The following is a 17258-nucleotide window of genomic DNA, read 5'->3' on the forward strand; positions in this document are numbered from 1 at the left end:
CCTGCGGCACCCAGGTCCTGGGTCCGCTGTCGCCCGGGTTCGATCTCTGAGACGTACGTGCGACGGCGCAAGTCGTCGGCGTGCGGCTGCAACGGAGAAGGTGATGGCCAGGGTGAGTCCGGACAATGACAGTCAACTCGACGGCATCGCACGGGGGTTCGTCACCCTGTCCGGCGGCAAACGCGAACGGTGCGACATCATGCTCAGGTACTCCACCGACGAGCCGCTCGTCGTCGGCCTGATCGTGTCCCGGCCCGGCCACAGCAGCGCCTGCTGGGTCGTCTCGCGGGACCTGCTGTCCGCCGGCCTCACCGGTACAGCGGGCATAGGAGACATCACCGCGGAGCCCGTGGCCGAGCACAGCAAGCCGCTCGCGGTCCTGCTACGAGTCCGCAGTGAGGAGGGCGAGGCCCGCATCCACATCGACCACCAGGCGCTGCTGCTCTACCTGGAGCGCAGCCACGCCATGATGCCGTTCGGCAGCGAGGCACAGCCAGACAGGCCGACGCGGAACTCGACCAACTGCTCAACGGGGACCAGGACCCGCCCGCCGTGCGGTAAACGGACAGGAACGCCACGGATGCCCCGTGCTGCGACGCCGTTGTATGCCCGTTGCCGTGCGAGGAAGACGTTCCTCCCTCACGAGACCGGCCCGCACTGGAAACATCAACGGGAAACCGCAGGTAGGAACAGTCCACCCGCCACGACCAGCTCCCGCAGTCGGGGTGAGAACGGGGAGCAGCCTTTCCGGCCCGGAACTGGTCGAGGCGTGCGTCGGCCTGATCAGTGCTGCGAAGTTTTTGCGGCACCTGCAAGGACACTCTGCCCCGGCTGATCCGCAGCCGCCCAAGGCCGCAGAGCGGGGTCTGTCAGCCTGCATGCCGACCGATAGCCATGCGTTCGAGAGACGTGTTCCGAGGGAGTGTTGGGTCAGGACGATGCCGATCGAGCGGACGGGCTCGGGCGGGAAGGGCAGCGGCTTGCGGCGTACGAGGTCGAGGCGGCGCGTTCGTTGGCGAGCAGGTCGAACATCACCTCGGCGCCGAAGCGCGAAGCGCCGACGCCGAGCCCGGTGTCAGCAGGTGTGGCCGTGGCCGAGTTGGGTGAGGGCCTGGTCGAGCATGTCGGCGAAGAAGTCGGCAGCGGTGGTGTCGATGCACAGCGGCGGCTTGATCTTGAGGATGTTGAGGTGGTCTCCGGTGGGCTGGACGATGACGCCGAGGTCGAGCATGCGGTCGCAGAGCTCGGCGGTCTCTTCGGTGGCCGGTTCCAGGGTGGTGCGGTCCCTGACGAGTTCGAGGCCGAGGTAGAGGCCCGAGCCGTGGACGGCGCCGATGATGCCGTAGCGGTCGGCCAGTGCCTCCATCCGGCGCTTCAGATGGCCGCCGACGCGGACCGCGTTGCCCTGGAGGTCCTCGTCGCGCAGGGTGTCCAGGACGGTGAGGCCGACGATGCTGGAGACCGGACTGCCGCCGGTGGAGGAGAAGAAGTAGCCCTGCTCGCGGTAGCGATCGGCGACCGTCTTGGAGGTGATGACGGCACCGAGGGGGTGCCCGTTGCCCATTGCCTTGGCCACACACACGATGTCGGGGATGACCTCCTGCTGTTCGAAGCCCCAGAACCAGTTCCCCAGGCGGCCGTAACCGACTTGGACCTCGTCGGCGACGGCGAGGCCGCCGTGACGGCGCACCGCGGCGTACACCTGCGCGAGGTAGCCGTCGGGAAGGGCGACTCCTCCGGCGTTGCCGTAGAAGGTCTCGCCGATGAACGCTCCTGCCGGGCGGCCCGCGGCGGCCAGCTCGTCGATGACCGCGGCGGCTTCGGGCCCGTAGCGCAAGGCGTCGGCGCCGCGGTGCCGACCGCGGTAGGAGTTGGGCGAGTCCACGGTGTGGACCCAGCTGGGGCGGGTGGCCAGGGCGTTCGGGTTGTCCTGGAGCGAGGTGGAGACCGCGTCGGAGGCGTACGTCCAGCCGTGGTATGCCTCGCGGAGTGCGACGACATCGTGCTGTCCGGAGGCGCCGATGGCCAGCCGGAGGCCCAGATCCACCGCCTCGGAACCGGAGTTGACCAGGAACACCGTGTCCAGAGGTTCGGGAAGGAGGCCGGCGAAGCGTTCGGTGAACTTCACCACCGAGGCGTAGTGGAACCGAGAGTTGGTGTTGAGCCGTCGCAGCTGCCGGGAGACCGCCCGCTCGACGCGGGGATGGGCGTGGCCCAAGGGGGTGACGTTGTTGACGATGTCGAGGTACGCGCGGCCGTCGGTGGACAAGAGATGATGGCGCCAACCACGCTCGATACGGGGAGGGTTGGCGTAGTAGTGCTCCTGCACGGTCGCGAACACGGCGTCGCGCCGGTCGAGCAGGTCCGTCCCCTCAGCGAGGCCGGTGGCCGCGAGGCCGAGGAGCGGTGCGGGGTCGGTGGTGAGCGGCAGCCAGCCTGAGGCGTACTCGGGACGTACCAGCGGAGGGACCGCGGGACCGGCAGCGGCACGCAGCGCGATGTGGATCGAGGCTCCAGAGGGGAGGTGCGCGATGTCCTCACCCGCCTGGACCGATGCGCCGACAGAGAGGAGAGGTCGAACCGTAGGCGGGAAGGACAGGGTCAGCACCCGTGAGCCGTGGGCGATCTCGACCTGGCCCCGGTCCGCCACGAGGACCTCCCCCGCAGCGGGAGCCTGTGCCACGGTGGCCTGACCGAGCCACAGGTCGATACCGGTGGGCACTGTGGCTGCGGAAATGGCTGACAGTGCCGGGGCCTGGGTGAGTCGCGCCTGGGCATACCGTGTGGCAACTGCGGCCGCGCCGTCCGCGAGCGCGGTGGTCACCAGCCGGGCTTCGGTGCCGGAGTCGATCCAGGCTCCGTCGTCCATGGCATCGGCGTCGGTGGACAGGTCGACGAGGACGATGTCGGCGGCGGCGAGGTCCCGGAGAAGCGGCTGCGGCGGTGAATCGGCCAGAGCGGGTACCCCGGCCAGGCCGGTCGCGTCCTTGACGAGGTGGATCATCACCGGAAGGGGCAGGCAGGTGGCCTGCTCGAATATGCGCCACTCGCGGTCGAGCGCCGCCTTGGCATAAGCGTTGTCCCCGTCGACGGCGGCCTGGTGGCGCCCGCTGGCGACCAGGCCGGCGGCGCGCAGGACCACGAGTGGCCACAACGCCTCCGCCTCCTCCGGGGAGAGCGGCCGGACGGTGTGGAAGGCGCGGATGGCCGGCAGTACGTGGTGGGGTTCGACCCCGTCGTGGTGGAGCATCGAGGAGAGCGACACGGCGAGTTCGCCGACCGCCCAGCTGGTGGTCACGTCACCGAAGTCGATGACGCCGTCCGGCATGGGGGGCCGACTGTCGGGCGTACGGATCAGATTGTCGTCGGTGAGGTCCAGGTGCACGGCCTGGGACGGCAGTACGTCGGCAACCTGCTGGACGCGTGCCCACGCTTGGGCGGTCGCGGCGCGGACGGCGGCGCGCCGCTCGGGCTCGCCGATGTGCCCGGCGAGCTTGGCGACGACGCGGTCGGCGTACCGCAGGTCCCATTGGAGTACACGATCGAGGCCCGGGTGCCGGAAGTCCCGCAGCGCGGTGCTGACTTTTCCGACGATCGTGCCCATGGCCGCCACGGTGCTGGCGGAGAGGTGCCGGGGTCCCGAGAACGTCCCGCCGGGCAGATGCCGCAGCAGTCTTGCGACGGCCGGCCCGCTCTCGGTGTCCACCGCCGTACGACGCGGGGAGCCGTCAGGACGCCGCAGGACGGTGGCGACGCGCAGTTCCGGGTGCGCCGAGGAGACCAGGTCGGCGGCAGCGTCCTGGGCTTCGATCTCCACAGCGCCGAAGGCGGGGTTGGCGATCTTCAGAACGGCCAGGTCCGCCCCGTTCCCGTCGCGCAGCAGGAAGTTGGCGTCCTGCTGGCTTCCCAGCGCTTGTGCGTGTGCGTCGAACCCAAGGTGCTGAGCAGCGATGCGCTCGGCGTCGGCCGGCGTCACCCGCGGTGCGGGAAGGGCGTCCTCGGTGAAGAAGTCGATGGTGCGGTGCTCGTCGTGCGACATGCGGAATTCCTCGGCTCGTACGGGCGGGCTGGGCTGGGACGCTCCGGTGCCCTCAGTCGACGTGCCACAGGAAACGGTGGGTATGGATCGCGAAGTAGGGGAAGTTCTCCACGGATGCGACACCCTCGACGGGCCGCACGACATCGTTGATGAAGTCCAGAAGATCCCGAGTCTGAGCGCACACGACCTCCGCGAACAGATCGAAGCCGCCGGACGTCAGGACCGTGTACACGACCTCCTCATGCCGGGACAGTTCATCGGCCACTGCCCGGGGATCGCCGTCGACACGCAGCCCCAGAAGCGCCATCGCCTGCTGGCCCATCGTCATCGGATCGGTCACCCCGACGACCTGGACGGCCTTGGCGTCGATCATTCGCTGCAGCCGGAGCCTCGCAGCCGAGGGCGACAATCCCACCTTCGGTCCCAGATCTGCATAGGGAATCCGGCCGTCGACCTGTAGCTCCCGCAGGATGGCCCGATCGATGTCGTCCATGAAGTACCTCTCACTCTTGCCTAAACAGCAGGCACTGCGCTTGTTTCAAGCACAATGTCCGATCGTAACGCTCGAATCAAGTCCGTAGGCGATCGAATTGCGCGTGTCGAGGACGCTGGACGCGCGAGAGCGCTCCAGGCCCGGGGAAGTCCCCGGCCGTGGCTGCATCCCGAGCCGGCAGCGGCGGGGCGTCGCGGGGTGACCCATTTCCTGGGCGCCCATGGAGATCACCAGGGCTTCCCGTGGGGCCCTGCCGTCTCAGCCGGTTTCACGCGCGACCGGAAACCCGAGGCCGCCAAGGCGAACTCCGGCGTCGGCGTCGCAAGCTGGCGGCTTCAAGCTGTCGGTGGGCGGCAGCTGAGGAATCGGCGCGAGACGAGCGGGGGCCGTGGCCAGGAGCAGCGAGGCGTCCTCCGGGGCGGCGGTAAGCGGACCGGCCGACAGCCGACCTCATGCCCTCCTGCCTGTCAAATATTCATCCGCACCCGGGGCGGGTCCGTACCTCAGGCATGAGTGAGCTTGTTCCGCTGTGACGGACACCATCGGTGTGGTGGTCAGGCCGCCAAAGCTGCCAGGTGAGGAAACCGAAGAGGCGCTCCAGCGGCTGCAACCGGACTCTGAAACGGCCCTGGGGGCACGGCGCCCGCTGGCGCCGCGCCCCCACCTGACCTAGTTCAGCCGTTTCAGCAGTTGCTGTTCGTCTGCGTCAACAGCCCCAGGCGATACGGCAGTTGGGAGTAGTCACCCGATGCCGACGGGTCGAGCCCCTGGTACAGGAAGCGCAGCCGGCACGGGTCGATCTCCATCGTCTGGTCGATGCCGTCGCGGACCATCTCGCCGTGGCTGATGTCCTTGGTCCAGGCGCCGCCGGGGAACGACACGTCGGTCGAGCGGGCGAAGGGGTTCGCCTCGGTGTCGGCCTGCGGTGTCCACTGTCCGTCCAGGCCGTGCGACGTCCACGAGCGGAAGTAGCGCCGCCCGTCGCTGCCGATGGCCTCGACCAGGAGCAGGTACTGGTCGGCCGTGCCCTTGATCTTGTAGACGTTGCTCGCCTCGAAGAGGTCGAACCGGTCGTCCTGGAGGACGATCTTCGTGTTGCCGAAGCCGTTCGGGAACTCCTTGACGGTGGTCTCGGACCGGTAGAGGTGACCGTTGTCGTCCGACGAGAAGAGGTAGCACTTCTCCTCGTCGCACACGGTCCAGAAGTCGACCCAATAGCCGTTGCCGATGTTGTCCTTGATGATCTGCGGCATGGAGTCCTGGAAGTTCTTCGGCGCGCTCCAGGACGTGGGGTCGTCGATGTCGGTCGTCGTCGAGTAGGAGGGCAGCCCCGTCTGGTAGACGAGGTACCACTTCTTCTGCGGCGCGAAGTAGAACGCCTGCGGTGCCGCCCGGTACCCCTTGCCGATCGCCGTGGTGTCGAGTGGGGTCTGGCGAGCCGCGCCCGCCTGCGACCAGTCGGTGAAGGTCGTCTGCACCAGGCTCCAGCCGCCGGAGGTGTCGGCTGTGGTGGCGAAGACGTGCCACTTCCCCTTGTAACGGACGACCGACGGGTCCTTGACCGAGACCACGGGGTGCGTGGCGTCGGGCTGCGGCGCGATCAGCGGGCCGCTGGACGACCAGGCGAAGGACTGCGTCAGGTCGTCGCCCTGAGCCGTGGCGGTGGGCGCCGCGCCGAGCGCGACGAGCAGCGCGCCCACGGCGGCGAGCACGGAGACGAGCGCTCCTCGCCCGCGCACGCCCGTCACTTCTTCCCCTTCGCGGCCACGAGCGCGTTCACGATCGCGTCGTACGCGGGCTTGTGCTGCAGGTTCTCGTCCCAGGGCAGCGCGGCGCCCTCGCCCTCGAAGACCGACGGGATCCATGAGTGCCGGTCGGAGTAGCCCCACACGGTGATGCCCACGCACCGCCGCACGGCAAGGCAGGCGCTGGTGGCCCGCCCGTAGAAGTCGGCCTGCTGGGCCAGCTTGGCCGCGTCCGCCGGGAGAACCATGCGGATGTCGAGCTCGGTGAGGGCGACGTCGAGGCCCAGGTCGGCGAAGCGCTGGATGTTCTGCTGCATCTGGTTCGGGAAGCCGTACTGCAGCGCGAGGTGCGCCTGCATCCCGAAGCCGTCGACCGGCACGCCGTCCGCCTTGAGCTGCTTGATCAGGGTGTAGTACGCGTCCGACTTCGCCCCGATCCCCTCGACGTTGTAGTCGTTCAGGTACAGCTTGACCTTGGGATCGGCGTCGTGGGCCCAGCGCAGGGCGTCGGCGATGTAGCCGGGGCCGAGCGTCTTGTAGAAGATGTTCTCCCGGTACGTGCCGTCCTCGTTCATGATCTCGTTGGCGACGTCCCAGGCGAAGACCTTGCCCTTGTAGTGCTGGACGACGTTCGTGATGTGGTTCTTGAGGATGGAGTTCAGTTCGTCGGCGGTCCAGGTGCCGTTCGTGAGCCAGCTCGGCAGCTGGTTGTGCCACAGGAGGGTGTGGCCTCGGACCTTGAGCCCCTTCGCGACGGCGTAGTCGACGATCTCGTCGCCGGCCGTGAAGTCGAAGACGCCGCGCTGGGGTTCGGTGGCGTACCACTTCATGCCGTTGCCGGGGGTGGTGGTGCCGAACTCGGTGCCGAGCAGATCGGCGTACTCGGTGTCGGCGAGTTCGGGGTTGTCGACGGCGGAGCCGAAGTAGCGGCCGGTCTGCTGGGCGAGGGAGTCGAGCGTGGCGGCCTTGTGCCGGTCGGCGTCGGCGTGGGCGGCCGGGGCGGCGAGGCCACCGAGGACCAGGGCCGCGCCGACGGCGAAAGCGGCGGTTCTCGTACGGGCGCGGCGTGCGGGTGTGCGCATGGTGATCTCCTCAACTGGGTTGCAGGGATGAACGGTTGTCTTTGCGCGGCACGTCGTACATGTGGTGCCGGCGCGTCACTTGACGCGCATCTCGCACCGCATCCGCCGCTCGTGCCCGACCTCCCGCTCCGCCCCCGTCAGGGTGAGCGGCACGGTGTGATGGACGCGTTCGCTGGACGCGGCGACGCGCAGTTCGAGGGCGCCCGGTTCGACGACGCGGCGGCCCTCGGCGCCGGTGTACGCGGCGAGGTCCGCCGGGAACGTGGCGTGGACCTCGGCCGACGCACCTGCGTCGAGCGTGACGCGGGCGTAGCCGACGAGCCGGACCTCGGGGCGGGCGACGGTGCCGACGGGGTCGTGGAGGTAGAGCTGGACGACCTCGGTGCCGGACCGCTCGCCGGTGTTGCGGACGGTGAGGCGGATGGACGTCTCGCCGTCGGTGGGCAGTTCGGGAGCCTCGCACTCGGGGGTGCCCCAGGTGAACTCCGTGTAGGACAGGCCGTGCCCGAACGGGAACAGGGGGGTGGGGTCCACGGTGCTGGGGAAGCCGTGGCGGCCGAGCGGCGGAGCGAGGTACGGGGCGGGCTGGCCGCCGGGGCTGCGGGGCACGGCGACGGGGAGCCGCCCGGACGGCTCGACCCGTCCGGACAGGACGCCCGCGACGGCGCCGCCGCCCTCCTGTCCGGGGAAGAACGCCTGGACGACCGCCGCGGCCCGGTCGGCCCAGCGGCCGAGCGCGTAGGGCCTGCCACTGAGTACGACGATGACGACCGGCGCACCGCAGGCCATCGCCTCGTCGAGCAACTCGGCCTGCCCATACGGCAGCTCCAGGTCCTCGGCGTCACATCCCTCGCCCGACGAGCCGCGCCCGAACAGGCCCGAGCGGTCCCCGACCACGGCCAGGCAGACATCGGCACCGGCCGGATCGTCGACGAACACGGCGCCCGGCAGCTCGGTGCGCAGCGCCTCGGCGAGCGTCGGCACCTCGACACCGGTCGGCAGGTCGGGATGGTGGACTCCGACGTGCCGGGGGAACGTGTAGCAGCCGAGCATGGCGGCCTGTTCGTGGGCGAGCGGACCGACGAGCGCGATGCGCAGCCCGTCGCTCAGCGGCAGCACCCGGGAGTCGTTGGCGAGCAGGACGACCGACTCCTGGGCGACCTTCTGTGCAAGCTCCCGCATGTGCGGGGGGTCGAGATCGACGGGCGCGTCGCCCGTGACGGGCTCCCAGTCGGGGTCGAGCAGCCCGAGTTCACACTTCTGCGTGAGGACGCGCAGCGCGGCCCGGTCGAGCAGTTCCTCGGGGAGCGGGTCCGCGGGGCTGAAGCAGCGGGCCGCGGGCAGCTCCACGTCGACGCCGGCGGCGAGGGCGAGCCGCGCCGCACTGCCCTCCCCGTGGGCGACCCGGTGCGCCTCCTCGAGGAGCGAGACGCCGTAGTAGTCCGAAACCACGGTTCCGGTGAACTCCCATTGTTCGCGCAGGAGTTGGGTGAGCAGTCCGGCATGGGCATGGGCGGGCAGGCCGTCGATGTCGTTGTAGGCGGGCATCACGGAGCGGGCGCCACCGTCGCGCAGCGCCATCTCGAACGGCGGCAGGATCACGTCGGCGAGCTCGCGCGGGCCGATCGAGGCGGGCGCGTGGTTGCGGGCGGCGCGCGAGGCGGAGTACCCGGCGAAGTGCTTGAGGGTGGCGACGATCCCGGCGGCCTCCAGGCCGCGCACGTACGCGGTGCCGATGGTGCCGACCAGGTACGGGTCCTCGCCGATGGCCTCCTCGGTGCGGCCCCAGCGTGGGTCCCGTACGACGTCCAGGACCGGGGCGAGCCCCTGGTGGATGCCGACCGCGCGCATCGACGTACCGATGGCCTGCGCCATCTCCGTCACCAGCGCGGGGTCGAAGGTGGCGCCCCAGGCCAGCGGGGTCGGGAAGACGGTGGCCTGCCAGGCGGTGAAGCCGGTCAGGCACTCCTCGTGGGCGAGCGCGGGCAGAGCGAACCGGTTGCCGGCGCGGACAGTGCGTTGCAGTTCGGCGAGGCGGGCCGTGCCGTCGGCGGGTTCGACGGGAACGGTGCCGAAGGGGCGGGTGAGCTGGCCGAGCCCGTACGGAAGGAGCGCGTCGAGGGCCGCACTGCGGGCCGCGTAGGTGTGCTGGCCGGGGGCGACATCGGTGCCGTCGGTGTCCGCGCCGACCCATACGCTGGAGAGCTGGGCGGTCTTCTCCTCGGTGGTCATGCGGGCGAGCAGGTCCGCCGCCCGGACGTGGGCGGGCAGGGTGGTGTCCTGCCAGGGCTTGGCCATGGAACTCCTCAAGTGCGTTGCGTGCAGGTGGTGTCGGCGATGCCGGGCGGGGCGGTGTCAGCCTTTGGTCGCGCCCATAGTGATGCCGCCGATCAGCTGCCGTTCGGCGACCGCGTAGAAGCCGAGCGCAGGGATCATGGACAGCACGAGATAGGCGAAGACGCGGGCCACGTCGGTCGAGTACTGGCCCTGGAACTGCTGGACACCGACCGGGATCGTCCACCAGGTGGGTTCACTGAAGACGAGCAGCGGCAACAGGAAGTTGTTCCAACTCCCCACCACGGCAAGGACGGAGACGGTTCCGAGGGCGGGCCGCGCCATGGGCAGCAGGATGCGCCAGAAGAAGCCGAACGGGGAGCACCCGTCGAGCGTGGCCGCCTCCTCCAGCTCGCCGGGGATCTCCCGGAAGAAGCCGCGCAGGACGACGATGGTCATGGGCAGCCCGAACGCGGCCTGCGGCAGGATCACGCCCCACGGATTGTCGAGCAGCCCGAAGGTGCGCAGCAGCACGAACAGCGGCAGGATCGCCACGGCGAACGGGAACATCAGGCCGATGGTGAAGAGAGTGAACAGCAACTCCCTTCCCTTGAAGGCGAATCGGGCGAGGGCGAACGCGGCGAGGGCGGCCGCGCCCACGGTGAGGACCGTGGTGCCGACGGCGATGAGGGTGGAGGAGCCGATGGCCCGCCAGAAGACGCTGTCGCCGAGGATGCCGGTGTAGTTGGACACCACCCAGGGGGACGGCAGTCCGAAGCTGTTCCTTGAGAGCTGGTCGGTGGATTTGAAGCCGGAGATCAGCGCGTACAGCAGCGGCGTCACCATGACGACGCCGACCACCCACGCGGTCACGTACAGGGGGAAGGAGCGCAGTCGGCGCCGACGGGCCGCGCCGCGTGCGGTCAGGGTTCGGGCCGGCGCGCTCAACGGGTCGCTCGCATGTTGGTGAGGGCTCCTTCGGTGTCACGGCGCAGTACGAACCGCTGGTAGACGAGGGCGAAGAAGAGGCTGATGAGGAACATCGCGATGCTGATCGCGCTGGCGTAGCCGACCTGGTAGCGCTTGAACCCGAACTGGAACATGGTGACGGCCATCGTCTCGGAGTGGTGGTCGGGGCCGCCCTGGGTCACCACCCACACCAGGTCGAAGAGCTGGATGGCGCCGATCACGGACAGGAAGACGGTCATCCGGATCGTGGGCCCGAGCAGCGGCAGCGTGATGTGGCGGAACCGTTGCCATGCGCCTGCGCCGTCGAGGCGGGCGGCCTCGTGGAGTTCGGCGGGGATGCCCTGGAGCCCGGCCAGGTAGAGCATCATGTGGAAGCCGAAGTACTTCCAGGTCATGACCAGGAAGAGCGTCGGCAGGACGCTGCTCTGTCCGGCGAACCAGAGGCCGCCGGTACCGTCGAGGCCGATCGCTCCGAGCGCCTTGTCCGCGAGCCCCTGGTCCGGCTGGAAGATCATGGAGAACAGGACGCCGGTGATGACCTCGGACAGGACGTACGGAGCGAAGAAGAGCATCCGGTAGAAGGCCCGCCCGCGCAGCTTCTGGTTCAGGAGCACGGCCATGGCGAGAGCGAAAGGCAGTTGCAGGACGAGCGACAGGCCGACGAGCACGGCGCCGCGCGACAGGTCGCCGAGGAAGACCGGGTCGTCGAGGAGGCGGGTGAAGTTGTCGAGGCCCACGAAGTCCGAGGGCGACCCGATCCCTCCCCAGTTGAAGAAGCTGACGTAGAGCGCGTACAGGATCGGTGTGAGGACGAGCAGGCAGAACAGGACGAGGGCCGGCACGGTGAAGCCGAAGGGTGTCAGCCAGTCCCGTAGCCGCCTCATCGGCGGGCGCCGGTCGGTACTGACGCCGCTCGGCTCCTTGGCGACGTCCTGGCGGACGTCGCGCGTCTGGATGGAAGTCATCGAAGAGGTCCTGGGCTACTGGCTCTTGGCGACCTGGGTGATGGAACGCGTCACTTGTTCCGGGGACTTCGAGCCTGCGATCAGCGCGGCCACCGAGTCGTTGATCTCCTGGCCGACGGCCGGCGGGTAGGCCTGGTCGAGATAGAGCTGGAAGCCGGTGGAGGCGTTCAGCATGTCGGAGACCGCCTTGAGATGGGGGTCGGTGAGGGCGTCCATGGAGCCCTTGTTGATCGGGATCAGGACTCCCGCCTTGACGAGCTTGCTGTCCGACTCGGCGCTCATGAAGAACTTCAGGAAGTCGATGCTCTCCTTGGGCGCGCCCTTGCGCAGGGCGTAGCCGCCACCGCCGCCGAAGACGTCGGTGCCCTTGCCCTTGCCGCCCTCGACCGACGGGAACGGGAAGAAGTCGAGGCCGTCGCCGAGCCCCTTGCCCTCGGCCGCCTGAACGGTGGGCGCCCACTGCCCCATCAGCTCCATCGCCGCTTTTCCGTTGCCCATCTGGGCGGCCTCGCCCGTGGGGCCCGAGAAGGCGGCGCCGAGGAAGCCCTTCTGGAACGGCTGGAGAGCGACGAGTTCCTTGACGTGCTCGCCCGCCTTGACGAAGTCGTCGCCGGTGAAGTCCTTGGCCTCGCCGGCCTTCTGCATCCCGTCGACGCCCGCGATGCGCATCGCGAGGTAGGCCCAGTAGTACATGCCGGGCCACTTCTCCTTGCCGGCGAGGGCGATCGGGGTGATGCCGGCCGACTTCAGCTTCTTGACCGTGTCGAGGAAGGCGGACCAGGTCGTGGGCGGGGCGGCGATACCGGCCTTCTTGAACAGCGCCTTGTTGTACCAGAAGCCCACGCCGCCGATGTCGATCGGCACCGCGTACAGCTTCCCGTCGAACTGGTAGGCCTCCTTGGAGACGGGCACCAGGTCGTCGATCCACGGCTTGACGGAATCCGTGAGGTCCTCGACGAGGCCGGCGTCCACCTGTTGCTTGAGCACACCCCCGCCCCAGGTGTGGAACAGGTCCGGCAGCTTGCTGGAGCTGGTCAGGGCGGTCAGCTTCGACTTGAACGCCTCGTTCTCCAGCGTCACCAGCTTGATCCGCACGTCGGGGTGGGCCTTCTCGTACGCCTTGGCCTGCTCCGCCCACAGTCGCTTGGACGGCTGGGTCGTCTGGATGTTCCACCACTCGACGACGGTGCGGCCCTGGCTGTCGGTGGACCCGGAGTCGGAGTCCCCGCAGGACGAGAGCACCACGGTCCCCAGACCGGCGACAGTGACGGTGCCGAGGAAACGTCGGCGGGAGAAATCTGAGGCTGACATGGCACGCCTTCCGGAAGAGATCCGAAAACTATCGGGAGATGGCCACGGAAGTTACGGACGTGCGACGGGGGTGTCAACGGCCTTGACAAAAAAAGCCGTTGACACCCCCGGAGCGGTGTCTTCCGTTATGCCTCGCGCGGCGCTCCCGTACTGGCCCTGACCACGAGCTCCGTCGCCAGCTCGATGCGTGGCGACGGGGGCGCGACGTCGCGCGCGAGATCCAGGACGGCGCGGGCCGCCAACTTGCCCATATCCGAAAGGGGTTGGCGCACCGTGGTAAGCGGCGGCGCGCTCCAGCGCACCTCCGGCAGGTCGTCGAAGCCGACGACGCTCATGTCCTCGGGCACCCGCAGACCGCTCCGGCGCAGCGCCTCGATCGCGCCCAACGCCATCTGGTCACTGGCGGCGAAGACGGCGGTGGGCGGGTCCGCGAGATCCAGCAGCCGGTTGCAGCCAGTGAATCCGGACTCGTGGTAGAAGTCCCCGGGCACGATCAGCTCGTCCTCGACCGGCACCCCCGCCACGTCCAGGGCCGCCCGGTAGCCGTCGAGCCTGGCCCGGGAGCACAGCAGCCGGGGTGGGCCCTCGATGAAACCGATCCGCCGGTGACCGAGGCCCAGTAGATGCTCGGTCGCGGCCATCCCGCCGGCCCAGTTGGTGGCACCCACCGTCGGCGCCTCGGTGGCGGGCGAGCCGGCCGGGTCGATCACCACCAACGGCACGCCCAGGCGGCGCAGTTCGTCGTGGAGGCCGGGTTCGAGGACGGACGTCACAAGGATCACGCCGTCGGAGGCGCGGGCCCGCAGATTGGTCATCCACTGCCGCGCGGCCCCCGCCCGGTCATGGTTCGCAGAGACCACCGTGCCCACACCTGCCTCGTGCGCCACCTCCTCGACACCGCGGATGATCTCCACGGCCCAGGGGCTGTCGAGGTCGTTGAAGACCAGGTCGAGCAGGGCCGCCCGCTCCGCCGTCGCGGCCGGCCGGCGCTGGTAGCCGTGCCGGTGCAGCAGATCCTCGACCCGGGCCCGGGTGGCGGGCGAGACGTCGGAGCGCCCGTTGACGACCCGCGAGACGGTGGGCACGGACACCCCTGCCTCCCGCGCGATCTCGGTGATCGTCACCTTGGCCGGCCCGTCCGGGCTCCGCGTGGCGGCCTTGCGCTGAGCGCCTTCCCCGGCCACGTTCCCCACCTCCGTCAACCTGTACATCCGGAAGATCTCCGTGTGCTTTCCGGAAAACCGTAGGACATGCCCCCGGCCTGCCGCCCGTCAAGCCCCACCCTCCACGATCCCGCGCAGCCAGGCGAGTTGGCGCCGCACATGGGCAGCTTCGCCCCCTTCATGCCCGTTGTACGGATATGCGTGGATCTCCCGCACAGGGTCGCTCCCGGTCAGCTCGCCGTACCGGTGGTACGCCGCGTACGCACCGCTCGGCGGGCACACCGTGTCGCGCAGGCCGACTCCGAAGTGGGCCGGGGCGTGGGCGCGGCGCGCGAACGAGGCGCCCTCCAGATAGGACAGCGTCCGGTACGCGGCCGTCTCCGCGCCCCGGTGCACGGCGAGGTACGCGGCGATCTCCCCGTAGGGCCCGTCGTCCGTCAGATCGATGGCCCGCCGGATGCCGCACAGCAGCGGCGCCGTGACCAGGGCCGCCACGAGATCCGGGACGAGTCCGGCGACGGCAAGGGCCACTCCCCCGCCCTGGCTGTTGCCGACGGCAGCGATGCGCGAGGGGTCGACGCCGGGCAGGGCGCGCAGCACGGTGACCGCGCGGACGGCGTCGGTGATCAGGCGCCGGTAGTGGTGGTCGTGCGGGTCGAGCAGCCCGCGCACGGCCGGTCCCGGGCCGCCGGGGGCGTGCGCGTGCGGGTCGGGGGTGGCGCCGCCGTTGCCGTACTGGTCGCCCTGGCCGCGGTTGTCCATGAGCAGATGCGCGTATCCGGCGTTCGCCCAGGTGAGGCGCTCGTGCGGGAGGCCGCGGCCGCGCCCGTACCCGGCGAACTCCACGACGCCGGGCAGGAGTCGGGGGACCCCGGCGGGCCGCGTGTACCAGGCGCGGACGCGGTCACCGGAGAAGCCGCGGAAGGTCACGTCCCAGCTCTCGACAAGGCTGAGGCCGTTGTCGACGGGCCGGGCCAGGACGATCGGTTCAAGTGGCTCATCGGACTTGAGCGTGGCCTGCCAGAAGGCGTCGAAGTCGGCAGGTTCTTCGAGGTCCGGCCGATAGCGCTCCAGCTGGTCAAGGGGCAGGTCGAAGGCGGGCACAGACACCTCACAGCGGGTCGTGGGGCCAACTCCCGTTACGGCAACACCCATTGACAGGGCTCGGGAGCGGATCTAGGTTGCGGCGACGTTACCGGAAGATTCCCGAAAGTTCTCGGTCGCGCCTTCCCCTTCCCGTGAGCCGCTCCGTGCGCCCGCCGACGTATCCGCGCATGCCCGACCTCGCGCAGCCGTGTGACGAAAGGCCCTGCATGACAACCTCCGCCATGACGGGCAGCCCGCCCCGTACCGATCCGACCCAGGACCCGCCGCCGCCCCGCAAAGCACCGTCGGGCAAGCGCCCCTGGCGCCAAGCGCTGCGCCGGGACTGGCAGTTGTACTCCCTGGCCGTCCTGCCGATCCTGTTCTTCCTGGTGTTCCGATATCTGCCGATGATCGGCAACGTGATCGCCTTCCGCCGCTTCGAGCCGGGCGGATCGATCCTCGGCGAGGACTGGGTGGGCCTGCGCTACGTGGACATGTTCCTCAGGGACCCCGCCTTCTGGCAGGTCTTCCGGAACACGCTCTGGATGGGCCTGCTGACGCTCGTGTTCTGCTTCCCGGTGCCGATCGTCCTGGCGCTGCTGCTCAACGAGGTCCGGCGCACCGCACTGCAACGCTTCGTGCAGTCGGTGTCGTATCTCCCGCACTTCCTGTCGGTCGTGATCACCGCGGGCATCACGATGCAGATGCTGGCCACGGACGGCCCGGTCAACCACGCCCTCTCGACGTTCGGCCACGACCCGATCCGGTTCATCCAGGAACCCGAGTGGTTCCGGACGATCTACGTCGGCTCCGAGGTCTGGCAGACGGCCGGCTGGGGCACGATCCTCTATCTCGCCGCGCTCAGCACCATCGACGACGACCTGTACGAGGCGGCCCGTATCGACGGCGCGAACCGCTGGCAGCAGACCTGGCACGTCACCCTGCCCGGCATCCGCCCGACCATGATGACGCTGCTCATCCTGAACATCGGCACGTTCATGGCGGTCGGCTTCGAGAAGATCATGCTGCTCTACAACCCGCTGACGTACCCGACGGCCGACGTCATCTCGACGTACCTCTACCGCACGGGCATCGAGTCGAACTCCTTCAGCTACGCCGCCGCGATCGGCCTGTTCGAGGCGGTCATCGGCCTCGTACTGATCACGTCCGCGAACCAGATGTCACGCAAGACCGTGGGGACGAGCCTGTGGTGAACACACGCATCTCGGTGAACCGGCCGACCCGCGGCCACCGCGTCTTCCAGGGCGTCAACGGCGCCGTCCTGACCCTGGTCGTGGTGGTGACGCTCTACCCGTTCGTCAACATCATCGCCCGCTCGTTCAGCGGGGAGCGGCAGATCAGGGCGGGCGAGGTGACGCTGTGGCCCCAGGGCTTCAACCTCACCACGTACAAGATTGTCTTCGGCGACGGCACGTTCTGGCGCTCGTACGGGAACACCGTCCTGTACACGGTGGTCGCCACCGTCGTCGCGATGACCCTCACCACGATCTACGCCTACGTCCTGTCGAAGAAGGATCTGCGCGGGCGCGGGATGCTCATCGGGATCGCCGTGTTCACGATGTTCTTCTCCGGCGGCCTGATCCCCAACTACGTCCTGATCACCAGCCTGGGCCTGAAGAACTCGCTCTGGGCGATCGCCCTGCCGAACGCGATCAGTGTCTTCAACCTCCTCGTGATGAAGGCGTTCTTCGAGAACATGCCGAGCGAGCTGGAGGAGGCCGCGCAGATCGACGGCCTGAGCACATACGGGATTCTGTGGAAGGTCGTGCTGCCGCTGTCGAAGGCTGTCATCGCGACGATGGCGCTCTTCTACACCGTGTCGTTCTGGAACTCCTGGTTCTCGGCGTTCCTGTACATGGACCGCACCGAACTGATGCCGGCCACGGTCTATCTGCGCAACCTGATCGCGGGCGCCACGACGGGCGGCAACGCCGGCGCCGGGACGGACCAGCTCTCGCAGGCCGCCGCGAACATCCAGTCGGTGACCATCGTGCTCACGGCGCTGCCGATCCTCGCCGTCTACCCGTTCGTGCAGCGGTACTTCGTCTCGGGCGTGATGCTCGGCGCGGTCAATGGCTGAGACCCCGGCGCACCCCCTCCTCCACCTCAC

General features: G+C 69.2%; 13 protein-coding genes and 1 pseudogene. 3 read left to right on the forward strand and 11 right to left on the reverse strand.

The window, feature by feature from the left end; all coding sequences use genetic code 11:
• Positions 1–199 precede the first annotated feature (199 nt).
• Positions 200–835: an SsgA family sporulation/cell division regulator gene (locus tag OHA58_RS01325; RefSeq protein ID WP_405484669.1), complete on the forward strand. Its 636-nt coding sequence runs from the start codon at positions 200–202 to the stop codon at positions 833–835.
• 60 nt (positions 836–895) lie between these two features.
• Here OHA58_RS01325 and OHA58_RS01330 read toward each other — a convergent pair.
• From OHA58_RS01330 to OHA58_RS01380, 11 genes and pseudogenes are all read right to left on the reverse strand, one after another.
• Positions 896–1074 (reverse strand): annotated as a pseudogene (locus OHA58_RS01330) (FAD-dependent oxidoreductase); the annotation flags it as partial.
• A gap of 1 nt (position 1075) precedes the next feature.
• Positions 1076–4039 carry an aminotransferase gene (locus tag OHA58_RS01335; RefSeq protein ID WP_405475419.1) on the reverse strand — a complete coding sequence of 988 codons (2964 nt, stop codon included), beginning with the start codon at positions 4037–4039 and terminating at the stop codon, positions 1076–1078.
• A gap of 52 nt (positions 4040–4091) precedes the next feature.
• Positions 4092–4532 (reverse strand): Lrp/AsnC family transcriptional regulator, encoded by a 441-nt coding sequence (locus OHA58_RS01340; RefSeq protein ID WP_405475422.1) that lies wholly within the window; start codon positions 4530–4532, stop codon positions 4092–4094.
• A 683-nt stretch (positions 4533–5215) separates the two neighbouring features.
• A complete protein-coding gene (locus OHA58_RS01345; protein WP_405475425.1) occupies positions 5216–6271 on the reverse strand; it encodes a non-reducing end alpha-L-arabinofuranosidase family hydrolase in 1056 nt (351 codons plus the stop codon).
• A 5-nt stretch (positions 6272–6276) separates the two neighbouring features.
• Positions 6277–7359, reverse strand: coding sequence for an endo-1,4-beta-xylanase (locus OHA58_RS01350; protein ID WP_405475427.1), 1083 nt, complete (start codon positions 7357–7359; stop codon positions 6277–6279).
• 75 nt (positions 7360–7434) lie between these two features.
• On the reverse strand, positions 7435–9657 hold the full coding sequence (locus tag OHA58_RS01355; RefSeq protein ID WP_405475430.1) for a glycoside hydrolase family 3 N-terminal domain-containing protein: 2223 nt from the start codon (positions 9655–9657) through the stop codon (positions 7435–7437).
• Positions 9658–9714: 57 nt separating this feature from the next.
• Positions 9715–10479, reverse strand: a complete 765-nt coding sequence (locus OHA58_RS01360) for a carbohydrate ABC transporter permease (protein WP_405484671.1) — start codon at positions 10477–10479, stop codon at positions 9715–9717.
• 98 nt (positions 10480–10577) lie between these two features.
• Positions 10578–11567 carry a carbohydrate ABC transporter permease gene (locus tag OHA58_RS01365; protein WP_405475433.1) on the reverse strand — a complete coding sequence of 330 codons (990 nt, stop codon included), beginning with the start codon at positions 11565–11567 and terminating at the stop codon, positions 10578–10580.
• Positions 11568–11582: 15 nt separating this feature from the next.
• On the reverse strand, positions 11583–12878 hold the full coding sequence (locus OHA58_RS01370) for an extracellular solute-binding protein (RefSeq protein WP_405475435.1): 1296 nt from the start codon (positions 12876–12878) through the stop codon (positions 11583–11585).
• A 125-nt stretch (positions 12879–13003) separates the two neighbouring features.
• Positions 13004–14089, reverse strand: a complete 1086-nt coding sequence (locus OHA58_RS01375; RefSeq protein WP_405475438.1) for a LacI family DNA-binding transcriptional regulator — start codon at positions 14087–14089, stop codon at positions 13004–13006.
• 60 nt (positions 14090–14149) lie between these two features.
• Entirely contained in the window at positions 14150–15145 is a 996-nt protein-coding gene (locus tag OHA58_RS01380) for an acetylxylan esterase (protein WP_405484673.1), read from the reverse strand.
• Between the two features lie 224 nt (positions 15146–15369).
• Here OHA58_RS01380 and OHA58_RS01385 point away from each other — a divergent pair, with 224 nt between their 5' ends.
• Together OHA58_RS01385 and OHA58_RS01390 are read left to right on the forward strand one after the other, a co-directional pair.
• On the forward strand, positions 15370–16341 hold the full coding sequence (locus OHA58_RS01385; RefSeq protein WP_405484675.1) for an ABC transporter permease: 972 nt from the start codon (positions 15370–15372) through the stop codon (positions 16339–16341).
• A 14-nt stretch (positions 16342–16355) separates the two neighbouring features.
• Positions 16356–17228: a carbohydrate ABC transporter permease gene (locus tag OHA58_RS01390; RefSeq protein ID WP_405484677.1), complete on the forward strand. Its 873-nt coding sequence runs from the start codon at positions 16356–16358 to the stop codon at positions 17226–17228.
• The last annotated feature ends 30 nt before the right edge of the window (positions 17229–17258 follow it).

Origin of the sequence: Streptomyces sp. NBC_00009 (genome assembly GCF_045040855.1) — a bacterium.
GTDB lineage: Bacteria > Actinomycetota > Actinomycetes > Streptomycetales > Streptomycetaceae > Streptomyces > Streptomyces aureus.